Origin of the sequence: Streptomyces sp. NPDC051963, assembly GCF_044593495.1 — a bacterium.
Taxonomy (GTDB): domain Bacteria; phylum Actinomycetota; class Actinomycetes; order Streptomycetales; family Streptomycetaceae; genus Streptomyces.
On record NZ_JBIUCC010000001.1, the window covers coordinates 1,084,342 to 1,110,993 of the forward strand.

A 26,652-nucleotide genomic window follows, 5' to 3' on the forward strand; every position below is an offset into this window, starting at 1 on the left:
CAGATCCGGAGCGCGTCGGGGGAGGCGATCCGGCAGACAGGCTTGCAACGAGATTCGGAGGCGTCAGGAGAGAGAGTGAGGGGAAAGAGACAGCTCCATGCGTGGCTGGATCCACTCGGGCGCCGCTATGGTGAAACCAACCGGACAGCTGTCCGCTATCAGGAAACGTACCGGACAGCTGTCCGCTTAGCAAGGCCGGGCCCGTCCGCGAGTCCGCAAGGAGGACCAGTGGCGGAGAAGAAGGAAGCACCGTTGCGCTCGGACGCCCAGCGCAACCGCGAACGCATCCTGGAAGTGGCGCTGGTCGAGCTGACCCGCGACGCCGACACCCCACTGAGCGTGATCGCCAAGAAGGCGCGCGTCGGACAGGGCACGTTCTACCGGAACTTCCCCAACCGCGAGGCGCTCGTCCTGGAGATCTACCGCCACGAGATCCAGCAGGTCGCCGATCACGCGGCCCAGTTGCTCGAGACGCGGGAACCGGACCGGGCGCTGCGGGAGTGGATGGACCGGCTGGCCCGGTTCGCCATGACCAAGGTCGGCCTGGCGGACGCGATCCGTCAGGTCACGAGCGCGCCGGGCGCCGCGGTGAAGCCCGAGTACACCCCGGTGACCTCCGCCGCCGACCTCATCCTGCGCGCCGCCGAGAAGGCCGGCACCATCCGCCCGGGCATCACCGCGGACGACTTCATCCTCGCCATCTCCGGCATGTTCCTGATCGATCCGCACGGTGACTGGGAGGCCCGCACCACCTGGCTCTTCGACCTGGTCATGGACGGACTGCGCGCGGGAGCGCCCGGCCGGAAGGCCGACTGAACGGGGCACGAACCCGCCCGATGCGCTTGCGACCCTCTTCGACCAGGTGGCATAAGGACCTACCGCGGCAAAGGAGTTCAACACTTCGGTCAGTTGCGATCGTCCGACCGGGCGGGCCACGCCGGGCCAGCACACTGTGTGCATGACCGATGACTGGAAGCGACAACTGGACCGGATCCACGCGGAGTTCGTACGGCGCGACGATCCTGCCGCCTGGGTGACCGAGGCCGATGCCGTCGAGGCGTCGCTCCGCTACCCGCACCTCGCGGTGCGCGGCCCCGTCTTCGGCATCGCCGTGCAGGATCAGCGATCCGGCCCGCACTGGCGGGTGTTGAAGCCGGTGACCGACGGAACGCCCCAGCAGGCCCGGGACGGTCTCAACTCCCATCTGTGGTTCCGGGCCAAGGACGACACCGACGATGCCGCCACCCGTCGCGCGCTGCTGGCCGCGGTCGCCGTTCTGGAACGCGAGCCGGTCGACGAACTGGAAGTCCTGGGCCTGCGCTACCGGGTGGTGCGCGGGGACGAGTTCGCGCGGTCCGGTGACGACGGCCTGGAGCCGCCCCGGCCGACCGACCGGGAGCCGCCCGAGTCGTCCTGGGACGGCCGACACCTCACCCCCACACCGGACATCGATGTCGTCCTGGACCCCGACCCCGGCGACACCGGCGTGGCGGCGGCCGCACTGCGGCTGGGCCTGACGGACTTCGCCTACGCCGGCACCCGCTTCCCCACCGAAGTGCGCAGGGACTCCCAGCGGTCCGTCACCACCCATCCCGGCATCGCCCTGCTGCCCGTCGGCTTCGGTGTGGCCGAACGCGCCGACAAGGGCTGGCAGCCGGTGGGCACCCTCATGCCCACCCCGCACGACGCCCGGCGGCTGCTGTACGGCGGGATGACCGAGACCTGGCCGCTGGTCTACCAGTTCGACGACGAGGAACGCGCGGTGTACGCGCAGGCCGCCGAGGCGTTCCGGGCAGCCGGCCGCGCCAACGAGGTCCGCGTGGCCGGCACCCTCTACCGCATCATGCGCACCGAACGCCTGGTCCGGATCGGCCCCGACGGACCGGAACCGCCCCGCCCCTCCGACCAGGACTCCTACGGCCCGATGAAGCTCCACCCGACCATGGACGAGAACGGCACGGTCCACCACGACGACTGAACGCCGCAGAGCCGGGGTGGAGACGCTCAGGCCGCGGTGGCCCGCGCGCCCTGCGTGACCTCGAAGCCCGCCTCGACGATCGCGCTGCGCACCGCGTCCTCGCCGAACGAATCACCGCGCACGATCACCCGGCCTGCCCGCACGTCGACGTCGACTTCGGTGACGCCGGACACGGCCACCACCTCTTCGGTGACGCTCGCCGCGCAGTGACCGCAGCTCATGCCGGAGACGTAGTACAGCTTCTCGGCCATGGCAGGTGCTCCTGTCGTACGGGGCTGGTGTGCCCTGAGGTACGTGACCGGGAGCAGTGGTGTTCAACGGCCTTGCGTGGACGGCCGGTTGAGAGGACGGCCGGGGCCGTCACCCCGCACCTCCCAGCGGCACGAACGCCAGCTCCTGCCAGCGGATCTCGTGCCGTTTGCGGTCCTGGACGGCCTCCACGAGCCGCACGCCGTCCACGGTCAGCGTGGCCCGCTGAGCCGTGGCGCTGCGCAGCCTGCCCTGGAGGAGGCGCGAGTCGCCGGATGTGATGCCATAGGCGAGCGCAACCCTCGGGCGCTCCTCCTCGTAGTCGTCGGCCTCCTCGCCGAACACCTCCACGACCGCGTCCCTGGCCTGGTGCCGCAGCTCCACGAACTCGGTGTCGGGCGCGAGGTCGAGCAGGACACCGCGCCGACCCGCCACCGCCCCGCCCACCGTCACTGTGAACGTGGGCAGTCCGCCCAGCCGTTCACGCAACCGGGACTCGAACAGGGCGAGTTCGGGGGCGGTCACCTCGCGCGCGGGCCGGTCGTCGACGACGGCCAGCGTCTCGTGCAGCCACTCGTCCTTGACCGGCGAGACGAACCCGAACCGGGCGAGGACCGGGCGGTAGGCGTCGGTCACCGGTTTGATCTCGGGGAGCCGCGGGACGAAGTCCACCCTGAGCTTGGTCCAGCCGTCGGGCCAGAGCGTCGCCCCCGTGAGATACCGGTCCATGAAGCTCCCTCTCATCCAGCCGAAATCGACGCCGTCCATGCCGCCGACCCGGCGCCGCGACCAACCCGTACCGGGTACGGCTCACGGCAGTCTGCCGCAACCGGGCTCCGGTGTGTAACGGCCGCGGTACTGGGAGTCGTCGCCGACTGCCCCCGATTGACCGGCGGTTGACCGTCGAGCACGTCCAGGGCCGGGCGATCATGCAGGTCATCGCGGTCTCGGCCCTGCACCGCCCCCGTCATCGAGGTCGGATCCCGTCGCCATGACGTGAGTTGACGTCGGGGAAGGCCCCTATCCGTCCCTCAACCAGCTCCGGTACGTTGGACCGCCTGAATCGGGTCTGTCGACGCGCCGGTGGCTGGGTAGCGCGTCTCCTCGACATGCCCGACGGAGACCGCACGTGTCCTACCGCTCCCTGCTGCGCATCGCAGGCCCCGGCTTCTTCCCCCTCGGATTCCTCGCCCGGCTGCCGTACGCCTGTACCGCCCTGTCCACCCTCGTCCTGCTCCAGGCGTCGACCCGCAGTTACGCCTTCGCCGGGCTGGCCACCGCGGCGCAGAGCCTGGCCGTCGCCGTCGGCGGTCCCCTGGTCGGCGCCCTCGCCGATCGCCACGGTCATCGCTCCGTGGGAAGTGCCGCGGCGCTCGCCGACTTCGGTGCCTGGGCCGTCCTGTTGGCGGCGAGTCAGGGCACGCGCGCGTCCATGGTGGTGGCGGCCGCGCTCGTAGGCCTGACCCAGCCCCAGGTCGGCCCCCTCGTGCGCGTGCACTGGGCACGACTGGTCCGGGCGCACGACCGGCAGCACCTGCTGACCACGGCCCTGTCCTACGAGGCGACCGCCGACGAACTGAGCTTCGTCGCCGGACCCGCGCTCGTCGGACTGCTGGCATCGGTCAGCCCCTTCGCACCCGCCGTGGTGACCATGTCGCTGATCGCGGGGGCCACCCTCCCCTTCGCCCTGCGCCACGCCCACGGCGGCGGCCACAGGCAGCCTTCGAAGCAGCACCGCAAGCCGCCCCTGCCGTGGCGCCCCCTGGCCGTCGTATGCCTGGCGATGGTGGCGATGGGCGCGGTCTTCGGTGCGCTCCAGACCGCCGTCACCGTGTACGCCGACACGATCGGCGAGCCGGGCGCCGCGGGGCTGGTCTACGCCGAGTTCGGCGTCGGCAGCGCACTGGCGGGTGCCGCCTGTGCCTGGCTCCCCGGGCGGTTCTCCCTGCGGGCCCGCTATGTCTGGTTCGCCGCGGCTCTCTGCGCCGGTACGGCGTGGCTCCTCGTCGGCACCCCGCTGGTCTCGCTGCCCGTCGCCGTCGCCCCGGCGAGCCTGACCGTGGCGCCGTACATGATCAGCCTGTACGCCCTCACAGAGCGGCTCGCGCCCGCCGAACGGGCCACGACCGCCATGACCGTCCTGTGCGCGGGCGGCCCCCTCGGCACGGCCGCCGGTCAGGCCGCCTCGGGAGGTCTGGCCGAGTCGCACGGTCTACAGGGCGCGCTCCTGGTGGCCTTCACCGTCGCGGCCGGTGCCCTGCTGCTGGCGCTGGCCGGGCGGCGGGTTGCGCACCCGTGAGCGGTCGGTGCGCCGTCACCCGGGCAGCACCAGTCGCCGCATCTCCCCCGGCTGGACGGAGACCGTGTGGTCCGGCAGCCGGACGTCGATCGGGTCACGGTCGGAGGCGGGCACCGCGATCTCCAGCCGTCCGCGTTCCAGCCGGAGCCGTACGCCCCAGTGGCCCTGGTACTGGACGGCGAACCCGTACGACGACAGCTCCGGCAGCGGCACGGGGTTCAGCCACAGCGCCCCGCCCCGGGTCTCCAGTCCGGTCAGTCCGCGCTGGACGAGGTCGAGGGTGCCGGCCATGGCGCCGAGGTGGATGCCCTCACCGGTGGTGCCGCCCTGGAGATCGGCGATGTCGCCCCGCAGGGCCTCCTGGCAGAACATCCACGCCTCGGCACGCCGGGCCCTGGCCAGCACCCAGCCGTGGACCAGGCCGCTGAGCGTGGAGCCGTGGCTGGTGCGGCGCAGGTAGTAGTCGACCGTGCGCCGCCAAGTTTCCTCCTCCAACGGGTACCCCAACCGGCCGAAGAGGGAATGGAGTTCGGCAGGCGAGAACAGATAGCCGAGCATCAGCACGTCCGCCTGTTTGGATGCCTGGTAGCGGTTGACGGTGTCGCCCTCCGCCTCCAGGATCCGGTCCAGACGCCGGATGTCGCCGTAGCGCTCGCGATAGCCGTCCCAGTCGAGTTCGGCGAGGTCGCCGTAGCCCTCGAACTGGCTGACGACTCCGCTGTGAAAGGGCACGTGGAGGGTGCGGGACACCTCCTCCCACTGTTCCCTCTCGCCGCCGTCCAGGCCGGTGCGTTCGAGGAGTTCGCGGCGGCGGGGCTCGGGCAGGGCGGTCAGCACCTCCAGAGTGCGGGTGAGCACCCACGCGGCGGCGACGTTGGTGTACGCGTTGTCGTCGAGTCCGGGTTCCTTCGCGTCGGGGTAGGCGTCGTGGTACTCGTCGGGCCCGACCACACCCCGGATCCGGTGCCGGCCCAGACTCTCGTCGTAGACCGCCGAGTCGGCCCAGAAGCGCGCGATCTGGAGCAGCATCTCGGCGCCCTTGGTGTGCAGGAACTCGTCGTCGCCGCTCGCCTCGCAGTACTGCCAGACGTTGTAGGCGATCGCCGAGCCGACGTGGTGCTGGAGCCGGGAGTGGTCCGGCAGCCAGCGTCCCGAGCGCGGGTTGAGGTGCAGTTCCTGGGTCTCCTCCCGCCCGTCGCTGCCGCTCTGCCACGGGAAGAGCGCACCGCGCCGGCCGACCGCGCGGGCCGCGGCACGGGCCTGGTCCAGGCGCCGGTGGCGGTAGTGGAGCAGGGCGCGGGACACCTCCGGGAAGTGCAGGTTCAGATATGGCAGCACGAACAGCTCGTCCCAGAAGACATGCCCCCGGTACGCCTCACCGTGCAGGCCCCGCGCCGGCACGCCCACGTCCAGGTCTGCGGTGTGCGGCGAAAGAGTCTGGAGCACATGGAAGAGATGCAGCCGGAGGATGCGGCCGGCGCCCCCGGGGACGTCGAGTTGGGCCCGGCGCCACAGCTGGTCCCAGGCCGTGCGATGGGCCTTCAGCAGGTCGTCGAAGTCGGATGCCGCGGCCACGCGGTCCACGGCGGCGTCCAGGGGATCGCTGATCGCCCGGTCGCGGGAGGTGTGCAGGGCGACGGTCTTGTCGACGGTGACGGTACGGCCGGGGGTCAGGTCGAGGCGGAGCCGCTGGACGGCACGGGTGACTTCGAGCCGCGGGGTGACCCGGGCGTCGGCGGTCAGCCGGGACGCCATGCCGATCCGGATGTCCGAGGTACGGGTCCGGCACCGCAGCCACACGGTGTCGGGCGTGGAGCCGCCGCTCTGGATGTGGGTCAGATGATGGCCGTCCAGATCGCGGTAGCGCGCGATCCCGCCGTTGGTGACGCCCCCGTCGAGCGCCGCCTCGACATCGAGACCGCCGGTGAAGCCCTCAGCGGTGAACTCGGTGCGCAGGACCGCCAGATGGGGGTCGGCCATGTGCACGAACCGCTGCTGCCGTACGAACAGCGAGCGTCCCTGCGCGAGTGAGTACCGGGTGCGGCGCTCCATCAGCCCCGATTCGAGATCCAGCAGCTGACGGTGGTCGAGGACCGTCGCCGTGTCCGGTGCGAGCCACTTCCCGCCGGGGCGGCGGAAGCGCAGGGGCAGCCAGTTCGGCAGGTTGACCATGTCCTCGTTCTCGACGCGGCGCCCGTCGACGTCCGTGGTGAGCCGGTTGTAGCAGCCGGCCGCGTAGGTGCCGGGGTAGTGCACCTCGTCGGCGGTGCACTCCGGGAACGCGCCCCGGGTGGCGAAGTATCCGTTGCCCAGGGTGCACAGCGATTCCCTGAGGCGTTCGTCCTCGGGTTCGTAGCCCTCGTACTCCCAGGTCCAGGCCGTCGCTGCCGTCACTGCGGTGTCCCTTCCACGAGCAGTTCCCCCAGGTCTCGTACGACGATGTCGGCGCCGTGCCCGAGCAGTCTCGCGCCGGTGTCCGCACCGGCGGCCCGGTCCACGCCGACGACGAGTGCGAACGCACCCCGACGCCCCGCTTCCACGCCCGCCAGCGCGTCCTCCACGACGGCGGAGTGCCCGGCGGGGACACCGAGCCGGCGGGCCGCCTCCAGGAAGAGGTCGGGCTCGGGCTTGCCGGCGAGCCCCAGCCTGGCCGCCTCCCCGCCGTCGACCAGGGCGTCGAAGAGATCCCGCACCCCGGCGTGGGTGAGCAGCTCACCGGCGTGCCGGGAGGCCGAGGCCGCCGCCACCGGTACCCCACCCCGGCGCAGGGCACGCACCAGTCGCACGGTCCCCGGATAGGCGTCGACGCCCTGTTTCCGGAGCCGCTCGGTGAACAGGCGCTCCTTGTCCGCGGCGACGGCCCGCACGGACCCCTCCGATGTGTCGAGGCCACGGGAGGCGAGGAAGGCGGCGGCCCCGTCGAGCCGGGACTTGCCGTCCACGTACCGCAGGTAGTCGTCGCCGGGGTCGAACGGGCGCCGTTGCCGCGGATCCTCGGGCGGGTGGGCGGCCAGATAGGCGTCGAAGGCGGTCCGCCAGGCTGCGGCGTGCACGCGGGCCGAGTCGGTGATCACCCCGTCGGTGTCGAAGACGACGGCTCTGACGTCCCGCAGTGCGGGTGCGAGCGCGGGGTGGGTCGGGTCGGTCATGGCGGCTCCTGAGGCGGTCGGTGCCCTGCCGGTCGATATCCCGCCCCTGAATCAGTGTGCGCCCCGGATCGGGGGGAACACGGACAGCATGGTCGGCGACATGGGCGACGACATCACGGCGCGGAGAGTCGGTGTGAGCGGCCACCGACTGGTGCCGCACACGGCTGACGTGCGCGTCGAGGCCTGGGGAGACAGCCGTGAGCGCTGCCTGGTGGAGGCCGTCACGGGCATGGTGGAGGGGTTCGCGGACGTCTCCGGGACGCGGCCGACCGGCGTGGCCCGGCTGCGGCTGACCGAAGGCAGCCCGGAGGACCTGCTGACCACGCTGCTCGACGAGGTCGTCTTCCGGCTGGAGGAGCACGGCCAGGTGCCGGTCGACGTGGAGGCGGAGGCGTTCGACGAGGGACTCGATGTGCGGATGGCGGTCGCCGACCTCGGCGTCGTGGAGGTCATCGGTGCGGCGCCCAGGGGCATCGCGTGGGAGAACCTGCGCATCGAGCCGGGTCCGTACGGCTGGTCCTGCGCGGTGACCATCGACATATGAGCCCATCCGGCGCTTCGATCACTCGCTCTCCCTTCCTCAGCCGGGTGTGGTGTGGGAGGCGTGCAGCGCGTCGAGGACCTCGTCGTCGGTGAGCTGGTCGAAGTTCTCGTACCAGAGACCGACGGCCATGAACTGCTCCGGCCGGTGCAGACAGACCACGTCGTCGGCCTCTCCGCGCAGCAGCGCGACCGCCTCCGGTGAGCAGACCGGCACGGCCAGCACGACCCGCCCGGGCGACTCACGGCGTACCCGGCGCAGCGCGGCGCGCGCGGTCGCGCCGGTGGCCAGTCCGTCGTCGACGACGATCACCGTGCGGCCCCGCAGATCCAGTGCGGGACGGCCGCGCCGGTAGCGCTGCTCGCGACGCCGTACCTCCTCCTGCTCCCGTTCGACGGTCCCGGCGAGAGCGGCCTCGCTCAGGCCCAGCCGGTCGAGGGCCCGTTCGTCGAAGAGCGGAGGGTCGTCACCGGCGATCGCGCCGACGCCCAGCTCCTCCTGGAACGGCGCTCCGATCTTGCGGACGACGAGGACGTCGAGCGGGGCGTCCAGCACATGCGCGACCTCACGGGCGACCGCGGCACCACCGCGGGGCAGGGCGAGGACGACGGGGTGCGGGAGGATGCCCTTCTCGTGCAGGGTGCGCAGCCGCTCGGCCAGTTCCCGCCCGGCCTGCTTGCGGTCACGGAACTGCATGGCCGCTCCCTTCCGGTCTCCGGTTGCCTCCGTGCGCGCCCCCCGGGTACCCGGCCCACCGGTCGCCCACACGGCGTCACCGCCGCTGCGAGCCCTTGCGCAGGAAGCGTCGCAGCCGTGCGTGCGGCCAGGTGTTGATCACGTCGTCCCTGGTGAGCCAGCCGCGCTGTGCCGTGCCCACGCCGTAGCGCATGTTGGCCAGGTGGATGACGGAGTGCGCGTCGCTGTCCACGGCGAACTTCGCCCCGTGCCGGTGCGGGCGCAGGCGGCGCAGAACTCGTCGAGGCCGACGTCGAGGCCGGGTCGCTTGCCGATGAGGCGTGTGGTGGGGTGGCCGATGATGTTGACGTACGGGTTCTCGCAGGCCCGGACGAGCCGGCGGGTCAGCGCCTTGCGTCCCTGGATGAGTTCGCCCGCTCGCCGCAGTCTGCACCTGAGAACGAACGAGAACCGTCCCATGAGAGCGGAGTGATCGACGTGGCGCAGGACGAGGCACAGGCGCTGGTGCGCGGGATCATCGAGGCCAATCGCTACCTCGTGCTGTCCACCGCCGACGCGGCGGGACGACCGTGGGGTTCGCCCGTCTACTTCGCCCACATCGGCTGCACCGAGTTCTTCTGGGTCTCCTCGCCCGAGGTCACGCACTCCCGCAATATCGCGGTGCGCCCCGAGGTGGGGATCGTGGTCTTCGACTCCCAGGTGGCGATCAGCACCGGGCAGGGCGTCTACATGCCCGCCGTCGCGGAGTTGGTGGACGACGATGCGACCGCCCGGGGCATCGAGGCGTTCTCGCGTCGTTCGGTGGCTCACGGCGGCCGGGAATGGACCGGCGAGGACGTCCGGTCCGGCGGCGCAATCCGGCTCTACCGGGCGACCGTCGACTCCCACTGGATCCTCGCCAAGGACGGCAGCCCCGACCACCGCGTCCCCGTACACCTCGCCTGAACGCTCTGCCGCAGCCCGTCATACCTGGGTATGAACCCTCCATACCCAGGTATGAACTCCCCGCCTCACAGTCAACGCACTGCTTCCATTCCTTCTCTTGCACGGCGAACACCCCCCACCTGAGAAGGGATACGCCGTGCGCGCACGTACGCGTATACGCACCCACCCCGCGGGACCCGTGCTCCTCGCCCTCGCCGCCACAGGATCCGTGCCGGCCACGCCGCTCTCCCCCGCGTTCGCCGCGGAACCGGCCGCGACGGCTGATCTGCGCGCGGACGTCGACCGCGACGGCCGGGTCGATGTCACCGGCGACACCGACACGGCCGGCGAGGACAGTTGGACCGTCGGCCGCGGTGCGGTCACCTTGCCCAACATCGACGACGACACCAAGCGCTGCCCGGTCACCGGACCCGGCGGCAGACCGTTGTCCGACGCCAAGCTGGCCGCCTGCAACGACGCCTCCGACACCGAGGTCAACGGCCGGACCGACGCCGCCGACCTGGCCCGGGTCCGTTCAACGCCCCTGCCCGGCCTGCCGGCGGACGCCAAGGGCAGCCTGAAGGTCACCGCGGGTGCCAAGCAGACGCACGTCTTCCTCAAGCGTTCCGGCCGGTGGGTCCTGATCACGCCCCGGACCCGGCTGACCGCCGTCGAGGTTTGCTCCGGCGTGGAGTTCGGCGTCGAGGCCACCGACGTCATCCGCAACACCGCGAAGTGGGACGGCCGGACGGTGATCCGCCTGACCGTGGCGTCCGCGGCCGGCACCACCTCCGACGAAGTCACCCTGCGCGTGGCTCCGCTCCTCACCCACCACCATCTCCAGCAGACCCAGCAGGTGATGGTCACCAAGGCGCAGGGCGAGCAGGTCTTCCGGCGCTTCGTCCGGAATCTGGAGAAGGAGGTCCGGCGCGCCGGCATCACGAAACCACTGGTCACCTTCGACAAGTACGGCGACATCTGGGCGCAGGACTTCGTCGAGCCGGCGTACGTCGGCATGACCGGACCCGGCGGGCGTCGGCAGGTGATGCGTGTGATGCTGCGCTCGGCCCAGCCCGACCGGGAGGCGGGCCGGGAACTGTTCGAGAAGATCCGCGGCCGGGACATCGGCGTCGTCCAGGTCACCGACCGGTCCGAGCAGCGTGACTGGTCGCTCAATTCGATGGGCAACCTGGAGACCGTCCCGCCGTACGCCCACAACGGCCGCTCGTTCCCGGCGGGGCGGATCATCATGGGCGAGCGCAAGGACAGCGGCGCACGGCCGTCCCAGGTGATGCGTACGATGCTGAAGTCCCAGGGGCTTCAGGACCCGCTGCTGCTCGACACCTCCTGGCTGGGCGTCGGCCATGTCGACGAGTTCGTGCAGTTCCTGCCCGCCGACACCCCGCGTGGCTGGCGGATCGGCGTCGCCGCCCCGGAGGCCGGGCTCAAGCTGCTGCGCGACGCCCGGCAGGCCGGTCACGGCAGGACGAAGATGTTCTCGGTTCCGCGTCTCGGGGACCGGCCGGCCCCGAGGGAAACCATCGAACAGGCCCTGGCCTCCCGGCACCTGGTGGCCGACAACACCATGGCGGCCCGGCGGATCGCGGCCAACCTGGAGATCCTCAAGCGCGAGACCGGTGTCACCGACGACGAGATCGTCCGCGTACCGGCCCTGTACACCCGCGACATGGAGGTTTCGGCGGGCGGACGTGCCACCCCCATGCCACGCCTGACGCGCATGGGCGGCGACGCGGCTCTCGCGGACGCGGCCGGGAAGCACGGTCAGCAGAAGTGGCTCGCCGAGAAGTCGGACGCCTCGGCGGCTCCGGCCACCGTCACGACGAGCGCCTACGTTCCCGGCGCCGTCAATGGCGTGCTGCTCGCCCGCGACCGCTATCTGGCGCCGAAGCAGTGGGGGCCGGTCGTCGGCGGCAAGGACATCTTCACGCAGGCGGTCACAGCCGTCTATCGGCGGGCCGGCCTGAAGGTGTCGTACATCGACGACTGGTACACCTACCACCTCGGCATGGGCGAGGTGCACTGCGGCACCAACACCCTGCGGGACGCGTCGGGCGCCTGGTGGCAGAGCACCGCGCGGCGCTGACACACAGGTCCGATGTGTGATCGGCCGGCATCGCGAGGGTGACTCACCGTATGACGGCGGGCTGTCCGCGGAACCGGTAGCGGCGTTCGGGGCGCCCTGCCGCGCCGTAGCGCAGGGAGACCTCCGCGTTGCCGGTGGTGTGGAAGTACTCCAGGTAGCGGCGGGCGCTCACCCGGGAGACACCGGTCAGGGTCGCGCACTCGGAGGCGGACAGCGTGCCGGGACAGTCGCGGAGGGTGCGCTCGATGAGGTCGGCGGTCTCCACGCTCATGCCCTTGGGCAGCACGGAGACGCCCGACGCCGGTACCGCGGCACCGGCCAGGACCCGGTCCACGTCGGCCTGGCTGCGGACGACCGTGGTGTGCAGCCGGCCGCGCTGAGCGGCGTACCGCTCCAGCCGGGAGCGCAGGTCCTGGAACTCGAACGGCTTGAGCAGGTAGTCCACGACACCGCGGCGGACGGCCCGGCGTACCGTGTCGGCCTCACGTGCGGCGCTGATCACCATGACGTCGCAGTCGTGGCCGGCGGTGCGCAGCCGGGGTATGACGTCGAGGCCGAAGACGTCGGGCAGGTACAGGTCGAGCAGCACGACATCCGGGCGCAGTCGGTCGACGGCGGCGATGGCCTCCTCGCCGGTGGTGGCGACGCCGACGACGGTGAAGGGCGGGACGCGTTCGACGAAGGTGCGATGGACCCTGGCGACCATGAAGTCGTCGTCGACGACGAGGACGCCTATCTCGTTCGACTCGTCGGTCGTGCCCATCATGTTGCTCCTTCCGCCACCGCGTCGGTGAGATGGCTGACGGTCATGCGCGCGGTGAACATGGCCCCGTCGGGGGTGTTGGTCACCGAGATCTCACCGCCGTGACGTTCGCAGACCAGTCGGGTGAGCGCCAGACCTATGCCGCGCTCGCCCTCGTGGGCGGCCTTGGTGGTGAAGCCGTGTGTGAACACCTCCCGGGCGAGTTCCGGGGCCACGCCGGGACCGGAGTCCCGTACGACGATCTCCACGCTGGAGGCGTCCTGCCGCAGTTCGACCTCGACCCACCGTTCGCCGTCGTGCGCGGCGGCATCCACGGCGTTGTCGACGAGGTTGCCGACGACGGTCGCCACGTCCGCGGCGTCCTCCGGGGTGAGCCGGTCGAGCGCGGTGTCGTCCGAGATCCGCAGCGTCACCTTGCGTTCGGCGGCGAGGGAGGCCTTCGCCGTCAGCAGGGCGGCGACGGCGGTGTCTCGGACGCGGCGGCTGAGGGTGACGTCAAGGGACTGGCGGCGCCGGCTCAGCGCGCGGATGTAGCGGACCACCTCGTCCTGTTCGCCGATCTGGATGAGCCCGGAGATGGTGTGCAGCTGGTTGGCGAACTCGTGGGCCTGGGCGCGCAGCAGCTCCGACGAGCTGCGGAAGGAGCCGATCTCCCGCTCCAGACGGGCGAGTTCGGTGCGGTCCCGCAGGGTGGTGACCGAGCCGAGCAGACGGCCGTCCTTGGTCACGGTCATCCGGTTCATCACCAGGACGCGGCCCCGGCGTACGACGACCTGGTCCCGCTGTTCGGGCGCGGCGCCGGCGAGGACGTCCCGCAGCCGTCCGTCGATGCCGAGTTGGTCCAGGCTTCGGCCCACGCACTCCTCGGGCAGGTCGAGCAGGGTCCGGCCCATCTCGTTGACCAGGGTCAGCCGGTCCCCCGGATCCAGGGCGATCACGCCCTCGGCGATGCCGTACAGCATGGCCTCGCGGTGTTCGGCAAGGCCGGCGATCTCGCGCGGCTCCAGACCGAGGGTCTGCCGTTTCACGCGCCGGGCGAGCAGCCAGGAGCCGGCCACGCCGAGACCGCTGGCGATACCCAGGTAGGCGAGGAGATAGGAGGACGCGCCGCTCAGCCGCTGCCACACCGTCGGGTCGGCTTCGCCGATCATGACGGTGCCGAGGTGCCGGCCGAGGTTCTCCTGTGTCGCCCCGAGGACGGGCACCTGGGCGACGCGCTCCCGGCTGCCGTCCAGTGTCAGCGGCCCCGACCAGCCGCGCCCCGCCGCGGTGCCCTCCCCGAGGGGCAGCCGGTCGCCGATCACCGTGGGGTTGGTGGAGCTGACGATCCGGCCGGCGGCGTCGGCCACCGTCACCGAAGTGACTCCGGACTGGGTCTGCATGGAGTTCACCAGCGGGGCGAGGCCTTCCTGCGGCACCGGCTGGTCGAGCTCGCTGCGCACCAGCGGGGTGGCGGCCAGTTGCTCGGCGAGCGCGGTGACCCGGCGGCCCTCGACGCGGTTGAAGGTGGCCTCGGACTGGGCGAGGGAGACCGCGGCGATCGCGAGCAACACCACCACGACAATGGCGAGTTGGAGCACCAGCATCTCGCCCGCGAGGGTCTGGCGACGGAAGGTGGTGACCACGACGTACTCAATCTCTGACCTGGTGGTTCGGGTGCCGGGACGCCCATGATGGCCCGGGGCCGTGGCCAGGGGAAGACATCCGTCGACGCCCGGCCCGCTGACACAAAGACCAAAACCTCCGTTGGTTCCGGAAGCGAGACAGGTCGTCGACGCCCGTGCAGCATGTGGCCCACATCACGCTCCTCTTACCCGCATCGACCGACAGGTGGTGAAACTCGTGCGCCTGCGCTTCCTCCTGGCCCTGCTCGGGGCCGCCGTGCTGGTCCTCGTCGGACCGCCGCTGCTCACCACCGGCAGCGGCTCCGAGACCGGCACGCAGATCCCGGGCCTGCGCTTCATGGTCCCCAACACGCCTGGTGGCGGCTACGACATCACGGCCCGGACGGCCGCGAAGAACGCCGAGGACGCCGGACTCACGCACAGCATCGAGGTGTTCAACCTGCCCGGCGCCGGCGGGACGGTCGGCCTGACCCGGCTGGTCGGCGAGCACGGCAACGGCAAGCTGGCGATGTCCATGGGACTCGGTGTGGTGGGCGCGGCGCGCTCCAACCACGCGCCCAAGACCCTCGCCGACACCACGCCGATCGCCCGGCTCACCGAGGAGCAGGACGTGGTCGTGGTCGCCAAGGACTCGCCGTACCAGACGATCGACGAGCTCATCGACGCCTGGAAGGCCGACCCGGGCAAGCTGCCGGTCGGCGGCGGCTCCTCGCCCGGCGGGCCCGACCACATGGCGCCCATGCTGATGGCGCAGGCCGCGGGCATCGCGCCGAAGCAGGTCAACTACATCCCCTTCGACGGCGGCGGCGAGCTGCTCGCCTCGATCCTCGGCAACAAGGTCGGCTTCGGGGTGTCCGGCGTCGGCGAGTACCTCGACCAGATCAAGGCGGGCGAGCTGCGGGTCCTCGCGGTCACCGGCCCCGAGCGCGTCGGCGAGCTCAAGGACGCGCCCACGCTTCTGGAGTCCGGGTACGACGTGAACTTCACCAACTGGCGGGGGATCGTCGCCCCGCCCGGTCTGTCCGCCGCCGAGCGCGACAAGCTCACCCGGCTCATCACGGAACTCCACGACTCCCCCGAGTGGCAGAAGTCGATGGAGCAGAACGGCTGGGAGGACGCCTTCCTGACCGGCGAGAAGTTCGGCGACTTCCTGGACGCCCAGGACAAGCGCGTGGTGTCGGTGCTGAAGGAGCTGGGGCTGTGACGACCCATACGGAAGTGAAGGAGTTCGGGCCGTGACGACGCAGACAGATCTTCCCCCCGCCGAGCCGGCCGAACGGCGCTCATGGTTGCGTGAGCACTCCGAACTCGGCGTCTGCGCCCTGCTGTTGGCGCTCGGCGTGCTGGTCCTGACCGACGCGCTGACCATGGACGTCGAGATCACCCAGCGCGGTCCCGTCGGGCCCAAGACCGTGCCGATCGTCGTCGGCATCGGCCTGCTGGTCATCGCCGCGCTCCTCGCCTTCGACGTGCTGCGCGGCGGCCGTGGCCAGGCCGAGACCGGCGAGGACATCGACCTGTCCGAACCCGCCGACTGGCGCACCGTGCTGCTGCTCGCCGGGGTGTTCCTCGGCGCGGCCGTCCTCATCGAACCGCTGGGCTTCCCCGCCGCGGGCGCCCTGCTCTTCTGGGGCGCGGCCTTCGCCCTCGGCAGCCGCCGCATCGACCGCGACCCGCTCATCGCGGCCGTCCTGTCCCTCGTCACCTACGCCGTCTTCAACAACCTGCTCGGAGTGCCGCTGCCGGGTGGCCCGCTGATGGGAGCGCTGTGAGATGAACGCCCTCAACTCCCTTCTGGACGGCTTCGGTACGGCCCTCACGCCGATCAACCTGCTGTGGGCCGCCATCGGTGTGCTGCTCGGCACGGCGATCGGCGTGCTGCCCGGCATCGGGCCGGCGATGGCCGTGGCGCTGCTGCTGCCGGTGACGTACGGGCTCGAACCGATCGGCGCGTTCATCATGTTCGCGGGCATCTACTACGGCGCGATGTTCGGCGGCTCCACCACCTCGATCCTGCTCAACACCCCCGGCGAGAGCGCCGCCGTGGTCGCGGCCATGGAGGGCAACCCCATGGCCAAGTCGGGGCGTGGCGCACAGGCCCTCGCGGCCGCCGCCATCGGTCACTTCGCGGGCGGTCTGATCGGCACGATCCTGCTGGTGGCGCTGGCGCCGACGGTCGCCGATCTTGCCGTCGACATCGGTGCGCCGGACTACTTCGCCATCATGGTGCTGGCGTTCATCGCCGTGACGTCGGTGCTGGGCTCGTCCCGCGTTCGGGGACTGGCCTCCCTGCTGATCGGCCTGACGCTCGGCCTGGTGGGCCTGGACCAGATGACCGGGCAGCAGCGGCTCACCTTCGGTTCCCTCCAACTCGCCGACGGCATCGACGTGGTGATCGTGGCGGTGGGTCTCTTCGCGATCGGCGAGGCGCTGTGGGTCTCGGCGCATCTGCGGCGCAATCCCGGCGAGGCCATCCCGGTGGGCCGCCCGTGGCTGGGCCGCGGCGATGTGCGGCGGACCTGGAAGTCTTGGCTGCGCGGCCCGTTCATCGGCTTCCCGTTCGGCGCGATTCCGGCGGGCGGCGCGGAGATCCCCACCTTCCTGTCGTACGTCACCGAGAAGCGTCTGTCGAAGCACAAGGACGAGTGGGGCAAGGGCGCCATCGAGGGCGTCGCGGGACCGGAGTCGGCGGCGTCCGCCTCGGCGGCGGGCACGCTGGTGTCGATGCTGACGCTGGGGTTGCCGACGACGGCCGTCGCGGCGGTCATGCTGGCCGCGTTCCAGCAGTACGGCATCCAGCCCGGGCCGTTGCTCTTCGAGCGCGAACCCGAGCTGGTGTGGGGCCTGATCGCCTCACTGTTCGTCGGCATGGTGCTGCTGCTCGCCCTCAATCTGCCGCTGGCGCCGGTGTGGGCGAAGCTGCTGCGCATTCCCCGGCCGTACCTCTACGCGGGGATCCTGTTCTTCGCCATGGTCGGCGCATACGCGGTCGGCGGTGAGGTCATCGACCTGGTGACCCTGCTGGTCATCGGGCTGATCGGCTTCGGCATGCGGCGCTACGGACTGCCCATCCTGCCCGCGGTCATCGGCGTCATCCTCGGGCCGAACGCCGAGCAACAGCTGCGTCGTGCCCTGCAGATCAGCGACGGGAGTGTCTCGGGTCTGGTCAACACGCCGTTCGCGGTGACCGTTTACGCGGTGGTGGCGCTGCTGCTGGTGTGGCCGCTGGTCAGGAAGGTCATGGTCCGGGGCCGAACCGAGGCCTGATGTATGCGGGGTCTGTGCAGTTTCGGCCATCGTTGTGACGTGCACCTGCCCAGACACCGCTTCCTGATGGCACGCTGCCCTCACCGCACGCAGTAACACCCCTGCCCACCCGGGCGGATGGTCCGCTCCGCCCGGTCCCCCCACCGCAGAAGGAGACCGCGTGAAAGGCAGCCTCGGCACATCCGGCGGTGCTCGCGTCCGCCGCACCGTTCTCGGCGCTCTGGCCGGCGTCGCCGCACTCCTGGCCACCGGTGTCACCGCGTCCCCGGCCGGCGCCGCCGCCGAGGAACCGGGGGCGGTGACCCTCTCGGCGCAGGAAGACGCCCGTGACTTCTGGACTTCGGAGCGGATGCGGCAGGCCACTGGGCTGGACGTCCTCTCCCTCGACCGCTCCGACGTGACGGCATCGACTCCTCGCCAGGGCGAGAAGACCGTCGTCGCGCCGAGCGCCCCGGCATCCACTGTCGGAGCCCTGGCGTTCCCCAACGGCGGCGGCGCCTGGACCGGGGGCGGGGCCGTGGTGCAGACCGCGGGACGGGTGTTCTTCAGCTACCAGGGCCGTACCGCATCGTGCTCCGGCAACGCGGTCACGAGCGCCAACAAGAGCACCGTGCTCACCGCAGGGCACTGTGTGAAGTTGGAGGGCGCCTGGCACACCAACTGGGTGTTCGTGCCCGGCTATCACGACGGCCAGGCTCCGTACGGCACCTGGTCCGCGTCCAAGACCCTGTCCACGCCGCAGTGGACGGCCAGCGAGGACATCAACTACGACATAGGCGCGGCCGTGGTCGCCCCGCTGGACGGCAGGAGTCTGACCGACGTCGTGGGCGGTCAGGGCCTGGCCTTCAACACCGGCTACAACAAGGCGATGTACGCCTTCGGCTTCCCCGCCGCCGCCCCGTACGACGGTGAGAAGTTCATCTACTGCAGCGGCACCACGTACCGGGACTTCCTGCTGTCCAGCGACCACGGCCTCACCTGCGACATGACCGGCGGGTCCAGCGGAGGCCCCTGGTTCACCCAGTTCGACGAGGCCACCGGCACCGGCCTCCAGTCCTCGGTGAACAGCTTCAAGTACAACTTCCTGCCGACCGCGATGTACGGGCCGGTCTTCGGCACGGACGCGCAGAACCTGTACCAGACCGCCCAGTCGTCCTGAACGTTCGCTCCGTCCGCCGGGCCCGCGCCGAACGCGGGCCCGGCGGCACAGCCGACGGAGCGCTCAGTGCCCCCGGAACGCCTCCTCCAGCCACCAGGACCCCTGGTCGCGGACCACCTTCGCGTCGATGAGCAGCGGTGCGGAGCGTGGTCCGGCCACCCAGTCCGCCACGGCCTTCAGATCCGCCGGCGTGCGCACGGTGACCGCCTCGAAGCCGTACCCCCGTGCCACGGCGGCGATGTCCGTCGGCGGGAACTCGACCAGGTCCAGCGGGTGTCCGTCGGGCCCGAAGTGGTGCACCTCCGCTCCGTAGGAGTCGTCGTTGTAGACGACGACCACCATCGGCAGCCCGAGCCGTCGGACCGTGTCGAAGTCGGCGGCGCCCATCATCGCGCCGCCGTCCCCGAGCGCGGCCACCGGAAGCCGGTCCGGCCGGGCCAGGGCCGCGCCGATCGTGGTCGCAAGTCCCAGGCCGATCGACTGGAAGGCCTGGGTGAAGCAGAAGCCGTCCTGGTCCGGCACCGACAGGAACATGCTGGGGTGGCCCATGAAGTTGCCCGAGTCCACGCCGATCACCCGCTCGCGGGGAAGGATGTCGTCGAGCGCGATACTCAGCGTCCGCGGGTCGATCCGGTCACGGCCGCTCGTGTCCTCGTACGGCACGTCCCGCCACTGCACGCGTTCCGCCACGGCGGCGCCGACCTCGGGGGTCCGGTAGCCCTGCCGCGGTCCGCCGCCCGCGTCGAGAACGCTCCGCGCGGTGCGGGCCACGTCACCGGTGACGCCGAGATCCACCGCCCGGTGCGCGCCGAGAGCCGACGCGTCGTCGTCGACCTGGACGACCGTCGCCTCGGGGCCGATCAGCCGGCCGTGCCGCATGGTCCACATGTTCAGCGCACAGCCCCAGCCCACGATGAGGTCCGCGCCCTGGATCAGTTCGGCGGCCAACGGGGACGCGAAGCCCCCGGACACGTCGAGCGACCACGGGTTGCCGTGGAACAGGCCACGGGCGACGGCCGACGTCGCGAGCAGCGCACCGTGACGCTCGGCGAGCGCCTCGATGGCGTCGCGGCCGCCGGGGCCGCGTGCTCCCCGCCCGGCCACGAACACGGGGCGTCGGGCCTGCTCCAACAGCCTTGCCAGCGCGGCCACTTCGGACGCCGCCGGTTCGACCACCGGCCTTTCGGGCGGCGCCGCGGCCTGCGCCAAAGCTCCGTCCGGCACCTCCAGAGCCTGCATCGGCAGGGGGAGGTTGAGCAGTACGGTGCGCCGTTCGTGCAGGGCCCGCCATACGGCCGCGCACGCCTGCCCGACGGCGTCCTCCGCGGACGTGACGCGCGCCGTGACCGCGCCGACCGCGTGTGCCAGGGCCTCCTGGTCGACGTAGAAGTTCGACCTCGGCTCGGTCACCTCGGCGGCGAGCACGAGGAGGGGCGTACGGCTCTTCGCCGCCTCGGCGATCCCCGTGACGGCGTTTGTCAGGCCCGGTCCCTGATGCACACTCAGGGCGGCCACCGTGCCGCTCATCCGCGCGTACGCGTCGGCCATCGTCGCCGCACCGCCCTCATGGCGTGCGGCGACGAACCGCGCTCCCGCCGCGACCATGGCGTTGGTCGGGTGGAAGTTGCCCGACCCGACCACGCCGAAGACCTGCTCGACCCCGGCCGCCACCAGCGCCCGGCCGACGGCTTCCGCGACGTTCATGCGCGCTCCACCAGGGCGAGCACGCGCGCCGGGGCCCCGGACCCGGTGACGATGGGCAACGGTCCCGCGATGACGACGGCACCGGTCGGCGGCAGCGCGGCCAGGTTCTGCAACTGGGTCAGCCCGTACTTGTCGCTGCCCATGAGATAGGAGTGGCACGGGAATGCGGGGTCGAAGGAGTGGGCGCGTCCGGCGTCGGTGCCCACCGTCTCGACGCCGAGACCGATCACCGGCGACTCCTCGGCCACCCAGCGGGCGCAATCCGGCGAGAGGCCGGGGGTGTGCGGACCGTTCTCGTCCGCGTTGAGAAACGCCTCCTGCGTGTGCGACCGGGCATCCCAGCCGGTGCGCAGCAACAGCCAACCGCCCTCGGGCAGCGGGCCGTTCTCGGCTTCCCAGGCCTTCACATGGTCCACTTCGACCAGGAAGTCCGGGTCGGCGTCCGCCTCCGCGGTGAAGTCCAGGACGGCGGCCGGTGCGATCAGCCGCCCGGCCGGCACCGAGGCCACGTCGATGAGGTCCTTGCCGGTGACCCAATGGTTCGGTGCGTCGAAGTGGGTGCCGGTGTGCTCACCGCTGCGGAAGTTGTTCCAGTACCAGGCCGGCCCGCGGTCGTCGTACCGGCTGATCTCCTCCAGCTCGAACACGGCGGTCTGGCCGAACTGGGGCGGCAGCTGGATCACCGGTGTCGACGAGGACAAGGGCGAGGTGAGGTCGACGACGTCGATCGAGCCACTCCGCAGCCCGGACACCAACGAAGCGAGAACGGACGGCTCGGACATGGGCGCCTCCTGAGTCGATGATGGAATTGACAGCATCGCAGGCCGATATGGCGCCTGTTCAGATGCAGCACCGGAACTCCCGTGACAGAACAGAGGCAGCTCTCATGGAGACAGCGCACCGGTTTCCGCTCGGCGCCACGACCACACTCGCGGAACTGGAGGACGACCCCCACCCCAGGCTGGCCCTGCTGCGGGCCGCCGAACCGGTTTCCTGGCTCCCCGCGCTGGGCGGCTGGCTGGTGACCCGGCGGGATCTCGCACTGCGGGTGATGCGCGACGCGACCGGCTTCACCGTGGACGACCCCCGCTTCTCCACCGCGCAGGTGGTCGGCCCCAGCATGCTCTCCCTGGAAGGCGCCGAGCACACGCGGCACCGCGCTCCGTTCACCGATCCGTTCCGCGCGCGGGACGTGCAGGACCGGTTCGCGGGGTTCGTGGAAGGGGAAGCCGCCCGGCTGGTCGAGGCCGTCCGGCCGCGGGGCGGCGCCGAGCTGCGCCGCGAGGTGGCAGGGCCGCTGGCCGTCGCGGTGGTGGCCGAGTCCCTGGGACTGGTCGACGCCGACGCCAAGGCGGTGCTGTCCTGGTACGACGCCATCGTGAGCGCGGTCTCCGACATCACCGCGGGCCGGCCCGGGAATCCTGCCGGAGCGGCGGCCTTCGAGGAGTTGAGGGGCAGCGTCGAGGCGACGGTCGCCGCGAAGGTCGATGCGTCGCTGCTGGTCGCGGCGGCCGAACGGCTGAAGGTGCCCGAGGTGGTCGCCAATGCCGCCGTGCTGATGTTCGGCGGCATCGAGACCACCGAGGGCATGATCGCCAATGCCGTACTGCACTTGCTGGCCGATCCCGGTCAACTCGCGCTTCTGCGGGCCGATCCGGGTCTCGTCGACGCGGCGATCGAGGAATCGCTCCGCCTGGAGCCCGCCGCCGCGGTCGTCGACCGCTACGCCACCGCCGATGTGCCGATCGGCGGGGCCGAGGTGCGCCGCGGGGATCTCGTGGTCGTCTCGCTCGCCGGCGCCAACCGTGATCCCGAGGTCTTCGAGGACCCCGACCGTTTCGACCTGCGACGCACCAACTCACGTCTCCAGCTGGCCTTCGCCCACGGCCCGCACTTCTGCCTCGGCGCCCACCTCGCCCGGCTGGAGACCCGCGTCTGCCTTCTCACGCTCCTCAATCGTCTGCCGGGCCTGCGCCTCGACGACGCCTCACCCGCCGCGCCCACGGGCCTGCTCTTCCGGAAGCCACCGGCGCTGCACGTCCGTTGGGACACGCCGGGGTCGTGACGCTGCCTAGGGGCGGGCGCCGCGACCGATTTCGGCTGCGACCCGGGCGTGGGCGAGGTACTGCGTGATGTCGTGCGCCCGGTCCTTGCGGTTGGCGCAGAGCACGTCGCGCACCCCGGTCCAGGTGTCGCCGAGCGGACAGCCGATGGCGACGGCGTCCGCAGCCGCCCACGCGTTGATCCACACGCCCACCTGACCGGGCCGGACGGGTCCGCCTGCGAGCAGCCGCCGGTACACGGCGTCGAGTCCGAGGGGGCTGCCCGCGGTCACGAGCAGCGGCACGGAGGCCCGGCGGTGCAGCCGGGTGAACAGGTCGAGCGCGACGACCGTTCCGAGGCTGTGGGTGACCAGCACGATCTCGCCGTCATCGGGCATGTCGGCCAGGACCGCGTCGAGTACGGCGTCGCGTACCGGCTTGTTGTCGAGGTAGGCCGACACGTCGCGGAACACCGTCGCGATCAGGATGTCGTCGAGCCCGCTGCGTGCCGCGATCCAGGACAGCGGTCGTTGCAGTGCGGAGATCACCCCGCCGATGAGGCCCGACTCCTGCGCGCCCGCACCCTCGTGCGCGGGTACGCCTTCCTCCACCGTCTCCCGTTCCGACCTGGGCATCCCGGCGCGCTCGGCGGCCTCGGCGAGCAGGGTGGCGTACACCGCGCGGGCGCCGGGATCGGTGGGCGCGTACGCCTCGGCCGTGGTCGTCGCCGTTTCGGGGGCGAGCCGCTCGCGGTCGGCGGCCGTGGCGGCCAAGGCGTCGCCGTAGTAGGGGAACCAGACGTCGCCGGCCTCGATCGGAGGAAGGCCCGCAGCCGCCAGTCCGATGGCCAGGCCGCCACACCATCCGGCCCGCAGGGCGGCGGGATCACGGTCCTCCTGCCCACGCCCGTGCAGGAACACCACGCGCCTGCCCGCGCCGGTCCGCCCGGTGACGCCGCGCCGCTGCTGAGCACCCGCGCCGGCCTCGGCACGCACCTCGGGCAGGGGTGCCGCGGCCGGGAGGACGCCTGCGGCCAGCTCCGCTTCGCTCGGCACCGCCTGTGGGCCCAACTCGGCGAGCAGCTGCCTCTGTTGCGTGGGCAGCTCGGCCAGAGCGAGGTGCCGCAGAATGGCGCTGACGCGTGCCCCCTCGTTGGCGATCCAGCCCTCACCATCGGGGTCGGGTACGCCGGCGTGGTGCAGCGCGACGACCTCCCACTGGTCGTTGAAGACGGGCGAGCCGGAGTTTCCGGGCTCGGTGTCCGTGCGGTAGTGCAGGAACTGCGGCAACTGGTTGAGCAGGGCGTTGTCGCGGACCGCGACCTCTTTCGGTCGCGCTTCGGGATGGCCGACGACGTTCACCGGCTCACCGATGACGATCTTCCCCTGCTGGGCGATCAGCCTGAGCCAGCCGTGCACCACGCCGGGTCGGCCGCCGTCGGTTCCCGCCGTGATCGCGACGAGGGTGTAGTCGAGCTCGGCGTCGGTGACGAACAGGTCACCCGGGGCCAGGTCGTAGGAGGCGACCGGTTTGGGCACGCCGTCGACGTCGGATTCGAGGTCGAACTCCGCGAAGGACCCGGTCGCCGTCCTCACGTCGGGCAACACATGGTTGTTGGTGAGGAGCAGCCGCTCCCCCACCAGGAATCCGGTGCCGAATCCGGCCCGCCGTCCGTTGTCGATGATGGATATGCGGGCGACCGCACGGGCCGCACGTGCCCCGCGGGCAAGGAAGTTGACGCTCTGGAGCTCGCTCGCGGCACCGAGGATCCGTTCGGGCACGACGGCGGGAAGCACCGGGCCCCCGTCGGTCGGCACCGGCGCCAGCGTCTCCGGATCGACCTCGCGCTTGCGCAACAGCCGCTCCGCCCGGGCGAGCAGCTGCTCCTCGCTGTCGACCACGAAGGGCACACCGGTCTCCGCCTGCCGACGCCGGATCTCCTCGCGCTGCCGCTCCGTGTCCCGGTATCGCTCGATCATGTTCCGTTGCTGTTCTGGTATGTCCATGCGCGGATGCTCCTCGGCAGGGGACGTACGGCGCTTCGGGGAATTCCCTACGGCCTACAGGCGCGCCCCCGCCGATGCGGACCGGCGGGGGCGTGGGGGGGCACAGCTGGGCGGGGGTGGGTCAGAGGACGCCGGCGAAGCGGAGGAAGTCCGCGATCGTGCGCACCGGTCGGCCGTTGGGCAGCAGGACGCCCTGCGCGGGGCTCCAACTCGTCTGGTTGACGTACGAGCCGGAGTCCTGGCGGACCTGGCCGACGATGGTCTCGGCGACGATGCGGCTGCCGACCTCACCCAGCCGCCGGCCCAGCTCCCTTATCTCCGCCTCTTTCAGCACGTAGAACCAGAGCGGGGTGTGGTCGAACAGGGCGCTCCTGTTCAAGGCCGCCTTGACCTTGTCGCTGCTGCCCTGTTCGAGCTCCGTGCGACTGAGCGGTGCGACTCCGAGGGCCTTGGCCACCGCCTGTCCGGTGGGGGCCGCGAGCCGGTAGCCGCGCAGGAGGTTGCGGCGAGCGAGCTGCTTGAGCAGTTCCCTGATCCGCTCCGTCAGCTTCGGGTCCTCGCCCTCGTTGCGCAGGTCGGCGAGCGGCGGCGCAATCTTGGTGTCGATGAGCCGTGCGAAGCGGTTGGCGAACTGGCTGTTCTTGTCGACCATCCGGTCCCACTCCACCGGCCAGTTCGACGGCAGCGTCGGCGCGTCGTTGATGAATCCGCCCTTGCCGGTGAACTGGAAGAGCTGCTGCAGGGTGGCGATGGGAGTGACGTTGTCGCCGGGACGGCCGAAGTTGCGGTTCCAGTCGTAGGCGCCGCGCACCATGCTGTGGCCGAAGCGGAAGGCCGCCACCGAGAACTCGATGGGCATATAGGTGCCCCGCCGGTCCATGTGAAGCAGATTCTCGTCCGCGGTGTCCACGAGGTCGACGACATCGGGGCGAGCCACGGTGCGCAAGTAGTCGTGCACGCACAGCCACTGATAGGTCCACCGGGTGAGGTCCCGGGCCCGTTGGAAGACCTCGACGTCCGACTCCCGCTCGGGCTCGTTCTCGCGCACCCAGTCGACCGACGCGTTGTGGAACCGAAGGAAGGCCACGTGCAGTTGGGCCACCACGAGGTTCTCGTCGTTGCGGGTGTCGCCGATGAGCGGGGTGTGCTTCTCGTCGTCCTCGCGCGGCAGATCCCGTTGCATGTCGTCGACCGGGGGGATCAGCACTCCCACCGGGGTCGGCGTGAGCAGGCCGAGCCGGAACCTGATCCCGTCGTAGGGAACGCTGTTCTGGTCCGCCGCTGGTACCGCGAACGGCCCGTCACCGTAGACCGAGTCGAGGTTGAGCGCCGGGGTGCGCAGGTTCTTCAGCCGCTTGATCACCTCCTCCGGCTTTACGGGCGGCAGGTTCTCGTCCGTGATGCTGATCGTCAGGTCGTTGTCGGTCGCCGCTGTCAGGTCGTGGTCGACGAACTGACCCCAGTAGGTGTAGATCGTCGGGATCGGCGAGTTGAGCAGCGGGTCACGCACTTCCTCCGGCGTCTCCACCACCGCCGCACCCAGGTCGAGCAGGGCATTGACGACCTCTGCGATGTCGTCCTGCGGCAGGTGGTGTGCCGGGAACCCGTCCGCCAGGTCGGCGAACAAATACTGGAAAGACGTGGTCCGCACGTGTGCCGCCGTCTCGGCGGGCTCCTGGACCACTGTGCTCAGCGCGCTGAGACCGTCCTGGCTCTCGACAATCTTCTGGTCCGGGTCCGCTTCGTCGAGGAGCGCGTGACCGCCGTGCGCGAGGTTCGTGATCACCCGCCGTAACTGTCCCTGCTCAGCCATTCCAAACCCCCTCGTAGTGCTGGAGGAGGCGAGTATGTTCTTCCGGTCACGCCGCGGCTTCGGGGAACTCCCTACCTCCGGCCGCGACATGCGCTCCGGTGCTCTCCGACGGCGCGTCCCACGTAGCGCCTACGCCACCCGTCGCGGCATGACGGTACTGAGGCCGCCGTAGCCCCGCCCGATGTGTCGTCGAAACTCTCCGACCGCCCACGCCGATCACCCTCCCGGGAGCACTCTGGTGACGTGACGGACCGCCGCAGGGGAGCGGCAGGCGTACGGGGGCGCCATGGACGAAACAGCCACGACCGGCGTGCCGGTCGACCTTGAAGTGAA

Annotated in this window: 22 protein-coding genes and 1 pseudogene; 11 read left to right on the forward strand and 12 right to left on the reverse strand. The window is 71.1% G+C overall.

From position 1 onward, the window contains the following. Positions 1 to 228 precede the first annotated feature (228 nt). Both ACIHFB_RS04600 and ACIHFB_RS04605 read left to right on the forward strand, forming a co-directional pair. Positions 229 to 816 carry a TetR/AcrR family transcriptional regulator gene (locus ACIHFB_RS04600; RefSeq protein WP_400125192.1) on the forward strand — a complete coding sequence of 196 codons (588 nt, stop codon included), beginning with the start codon at positions 229 to 231 and terminating at the stop codon, positions 814 to 816. A 142-nt stretch (positions 817 to 958) separates the two neighbouring features. Continuing rightward, complete coding sequence (locus ACIHFB_RS04605; protein ID WP_400125194.1) at positions 959 to 1,978, forward strand: DUF5954 family protein; 1,020 nt, start codon at positions 959 to 961, stop codon at positions 1,976 to 1,978. Positions 1,979 to 2,004: 26 nt separating this feature from the next. Here ACIHFB_RS04605 and ACIHFB_RS04610 read toward each other — a convergent pair whose 3' ends face one another. After that, a complete protein-coding gene (locus tag ACIHFB_RS04610; RefSeq protein ID WP_400125196.1) occupies positions 2,005 to 2,229 on the reverse strand; it encodes a heavy-metal-associated domain-containing protein in 225 nt (74 codons plus the stop codon). Between the two features lie 109 nt (positions 2,230 to 2,338). Next, the gene (locus ACIHFB_RS04615) at positions 2,339 to 2,956 is read right to left on the reverse strand and encodes a 2'-5' RNA ligase family protein (RefSeq protein WP_365269968.1); all 618 of its coding nucleotides are present in this window, start codon (positions 2,954 to 2,956) and stop codon (positions 2,339 to 2,341) included. A gap of 400 nt (positions 2,957 to 3,356) precedes the next feature. On the opposite strand from ACIHFB_RS04615, the gene ACIHFB_RS04620 reads away from it, so the two are divergent. Further along, complete coding sequence (locus tag ACIHFB_RS04620; protein WP_400125198.1) at positions 3,357 to 4,526, forward strand: MFS transporter; 1,170 nt, start codon at positions 3,357 to 3,359, stop codon at positions 4,524 to 4,526. A 15-nt stretch (positions 4,527 to 4,541) separates the two neighbouring features. Here ACIHFB_RS04620 and ACIHFB_RS04625 read toward each other — a convergent pair whose 3' ends face one another. Together ACIHFB_RS04625 and ACIHFB_RS04630 are read right to left on the reverse strand one after the other, a co-directional pair. Next, a complete protein-coding gene (locus ACIHFB_RS04625; protein WP_400125200.1) occupies positions 4,542 to 6,920 on the reverse strand; it encodes a glycoside hydrolase family 65 protein in 2,379 nt (792 codons plus the stop codon). Next, entirely contained in the window at positions 6,917 to 7,675 is a 759-nt protein-coding gene (locus tag ACIHFB_RS04630) for a beta-phosphoglucomutase family hydrolase (protein WP_365269977.1), read from the reverse strand. The genes ACIHFB_RS04625 and ACIHFB_RS04630 overlap by 4 nt, the downstream gene beginning before the upstream one ends. An 88-nt stretch (positions 7,676 to 7,763) precedes the next feature. Here ACIHFB_RS04630 and ACIHFB_RS04635 point away from each other — a divergent pair, with 88 nt between their 5' ends. Beyond that, the gene (locus ACIHFB_RS04635) at positions 7,764 to 8,219 is read left to right on the forward strand and encodes an archease (RefSeq protein WP_400125201.1); all 456 of its coding nucleotides are present in this window, start codon (positions 7,764 to 7,766) and stop codon (positions 8,217 to 8,219) included. 36 nt (positions 8,220 to 8,255) lie between these two features. Here ACIHFB_RS04635 and ACIHFB_RS04640 read toward each other — a convergent pair whose 3' ends face one another. Together ACIHFB_RS04640 and ACIHFB_RS04645 are read right to left on the reverse strand one after the other, a co-directional pair. Next, positions 8,256 to 8,912 (reverse strand): phosphoribosyltransferase, encoded by a 657-nt coding sequence (locus ACIHFB_RS04640; RefSeq protein ID WP_400125203.1) that lies wholly within the window; start codon positions 8,910 to 8,912, stop codon positions 8,256 to 8,258. Positions 8,913 to 8,988: 76 nt separating this feature from the next. Continuing rightward, positions 8,989 to 9,314 (reverse strand): annotated as a pseudogene (locus ACIHFB_RS04645) (DNA polymerase/3'-5' exonuclease PolX); the annotation flags it as partial. 66 nt (positions 9,315 to 9,380) lie between these two features. Between ACIHFB_RS04645 and ACIHFB_RS04650 the strand changes: the two are divergent. Continuing rightward, positions 9,381 to 9,857, forward strand: coding sequence for a pyridoxamine 5'-phosphate oxidase family protein (locus tag ACIHFB_RS04650; RefSeq protein ID WP_400125205.1), 477 nt, complete (start codon positions 9,381 to 9,383; stop codon positions 9,855 to 9,857). 136 nt (positions 9,858 to 9,993) lie between these two features. Further along, the gene (locus tag ACIHFB_RS04655) at positions 9,994 to 11,940 is read left to right on the forward strand and encodes a protein-arginine deiminase domain-containing protein (protein WP_400125207.1); all 1,947 of its coding nucleotides are present in this window, start codon (positions 9,994 to 9,996) and stop codon (positions 11,938 to 11,940) included. A gap of 43 nt (positions 11,941 to 11,983) precedes the next feature. Here the strand turns inward: ACIHFB_RS04655 and ACIHFB_RS04660 are convergent, their stop codons facing one another. Both ACIHFB_RS04660 and ACIHFB_RS04665 read right to left on the reverse strand, forming a co-directional pair. Next, positions 11,984 to 12,706, reverse strand: a complete 723-nt coding sequence (locus ACIHFB_RS04660) for a response regulator (protein ID WP_365269992.1) — start codon at positions 12,704 to 12,706, stop codon at positions 11,984 to 11,986. Beyond that, positions 12,703 to 14,328: an ATP-binding protein gene (locus tag ACIHFB_RS04665; RefSeq protein ID WP_400125209.1), complete on the reverse strand. Its 1,626-nt coding sequence runs from the start codon at positions 14,326 to 14,328 to the stop codon at positions 12,703 to 12,705. The genes ACIHFB_RS04660 and ACIHFB_RS04665 overlap by 4 nt, the downstream gene beginning before the upstream one ends. A gap of 217 nt (positions 14,329 to 14,545) precedes the next feature. Between ACIHFB_RS04665 and ACIHFB_RS04670 the strand changes: the two genes are divergently transcribed. The 4 genes from ACIHFB_RS04670 to ACIHFB_RS04685 all read left to right on the forward strand — a co-directional run bounded on the left by ACIHFB_RS04670 (position 14,546) and on the right by ACIHFB_RS04685 (position 18,754). Continuing rightward, a complete protein-coding gene (locus ACIHFB_RS04670) occupies positions 14,546 to 15,532 on the forward strand; it encodes a tripartite tricarboxylate transporter substrate binding protein (protein WP_365271052.1) in 987 nt (328 codons plus the stop codon). Positions 15,533 to 15,563: 31 nt separating this feature from the next. Continuing rightward, positions 15,564 to 16,100: a tripartite tricarboxylate transporter TctB family protein gene (locus ACIHFB_RS04675; protein WP_365269998.1), complete on the forward strand. Its 537-nt coding sequence runs from the start codon at positions 15,564 to 15,566 to the stop codon at positions 16,098 to 16,100. A gap of 1 nt (position 16,101) precedes the next feature. Then, positions 16,102 to 17,595 (forward strand): tripartite tricarboxylate transporter permease, encoded by a 1,494-nt coding sequence (locus ACIHFB_RS04680; RefSeq protein ID WP_400125210.1) that lies wholly within the window; start codon positions 16,102 to 16,104, stop codon positions 17,593 to 17,595. A 160-nt stretch (positions 17,596 to 17,755) separates the two neighbouring features. Beyond that, complete coding sequence (locus ACIHFB_RS04685) at positions 17,756 to 18,754, forward strand: trypsin-like serine peptidase (protein ID WP_400125211.1); 999 nt, start codon at positions 17,756 to 17,758, stop codon at positions 18,752 to 18,754. A 63-nt stretch (positions 18,755 to 18,817) separates the two neighbouring features. On the opposite strand, the gene ACIHFB_RS04690 is transcribed toward ACIHFB_RS04685, so the two are convergent. Both ACIHFB_RS04690 and ACIHFB_RS04695 read right to left on the reverse strand, forming a co-directional pair. Then, positions 18,818 to 20,458, reverse strand: a complete 1,641-nt coding sequence (locus ACIHFB_RS04690; protein ID WP_400125213.1) for a thiamine pyrophosphate-binding protein — start codon at positions 20,456 to 20,458, stop codon at positions 18,818 to 18,820. Continuing rightward, positions 20,455 to 21,240, reverse strand: a complete 786-nt coding sequence (locus ACIHFB_RS04695; protein ID WP_400125215.1) for a cyclase family protein — start codon at positions 21,238 to 21,240, stop codon at positions 20,455 to 20,457. Before ACIHFB_RS04695 ends, ACIHFB_RS04690 begins: the two co-directional genes overlap by 4 nt. Positions 21,241 to 21,344: 104 nt before the next feature. Here ACIHFB_RS04695 and ACIHFB_RS04700 point away from each other — a divergent pair, with 104 nt between their 5' ends. Further along, positions 21,345 to 22,523, forward strand: a complete 1,179-nt coding sequence (locus ACIHFB_RS04700; RefSeq protein ID WP_400125216.1) for a cytochrome P450 — start codon at positions 21,345 to 21,347, stop codon at positions 22,521 to 22,523. Positions 22,524 to 22,529: 6 nt separating this feature from the next. Here ACIHFB_RS04700 and ACIHFB_RS04705 read toward each other — a convergent pair whose 3' ends face one another. Together ACIHFB_RS04705 and ACIHFB_RS04710 are read right to left on the reverse strand one after the other, a co-directional pair. Beyond that, a complete protein-coding gene (locus ACIHFB_RS04705; protein ID WP_400125218.1) occupies positions 22,530 to 24,506 on the reverse strand; it encodes a trypsin-like serine peptidase in 1,977 nt (658 codons plus the stop codon). A 121-nt stretch (positions 24,507 to 24,627) separates the two neighbouring features. Beyond that, entirely contained in the window at positions 24,628 to 26,319 is a 1,692-nt protein-coding gene (locus tag ACIHFB_RS04710; protein WP_400125220.1) for a heme peroxidase family protein, read from the reverse strand. Between the last annotated feature and the right edge of the window lie 333 nt (positions 26,320 to 26,652).

Coding starts and splice junctions, on each gene's coding strand:
- ACIHFB_RS04605 (WP_400125194.1), top strand. CDS start 959: ATGACCGATGACTGGAAGCGACAACTGGACCGGATCCACGCGGAGTTC.
- ACIHFB_RS04610 (WP_400125196.1), bottom strand. CDS start 2,229: ATGGCCGAGAAGCTGTACTACGTCTCCGGCATGAGCTGCGGTCACTGC.
- ACIHFB_RS04615 (WP_365269968.1), bottom strand. CDS start 2,956: ATGGACCGGTATCTCACGGGGGCGACGCTCTGGCCCGACGGCTGGACC.
- ACIHFB_RS04630 (WP_365269977.1), bottom strand. CDS start 7,675: ATGACCGACCCGACCCACCCCGCGCTCGCACCCGCACTGCGGGACGTC.
- ACIHFB_RS04635 (WP_400125201.1), top strand. CDS start 7,764: ATGGTCGGCGACATGGGCGACGACATCACGGCGCGGAGAGTCGGTGTG.
- ACIHFB_RS04640 (WP_400125203.1), bottom strand. CDS start 8,912: ATGCAGTTCCGTGACCGCAAGCAGGCCGGGCGGGAACTGGCCGAGCGG.
- ACIHFB_RS04660 (WP_365269992.1), bottom strand. CDS start 12,706: ATGATGGGCACGACCGACGAGTCGAACGAGATAGGCGTCCTCGTCGTC.
- ACIHFB_RS04680 (WP_400125210.1), top strand. CDS start 16,102: ATGAACGCCCTCAACTCCCTTCTGGACGGCTTCGGTACGGCCCTCACG.
- ACIHFB_RS04690 (WP_400125213.1), bottom strand. CDS start 20,458: ATGAACGTCGCGGAAGCCGTCGGCCGGGCGCTGGTGGCGGCCGGGGTC.
- ACIHFB_RS04695 (WP_400125215.1), bottom strand. CDS start 21,240: ATGTCCGAGCCGTCCGTTCTCGCTTCGTTGGTGTCCGGGCTGCGGAGT.
- ACIHFB_RS04700 (WP_400125216.1), top strand. CDS start 21,345: ATGGAGACAGCGCACCGGTTTCCGCTCGGCGCCACGACCACACTCGCG.
- ACIHFB_RS04705 (WP_400125218.1), bottom strand. CDS start 24,506: ATGGACATACCAGAACAGCAACGGAACATGATCGAGCGATACCGGGAC.
- ACIHFB_RS04710 (WP_400125220.1), bottom strand. CDS start 26,319: ATGGCTGAGCAGGGACAGTTACGGCGGGTGATCACGAACCTCGCGCAC.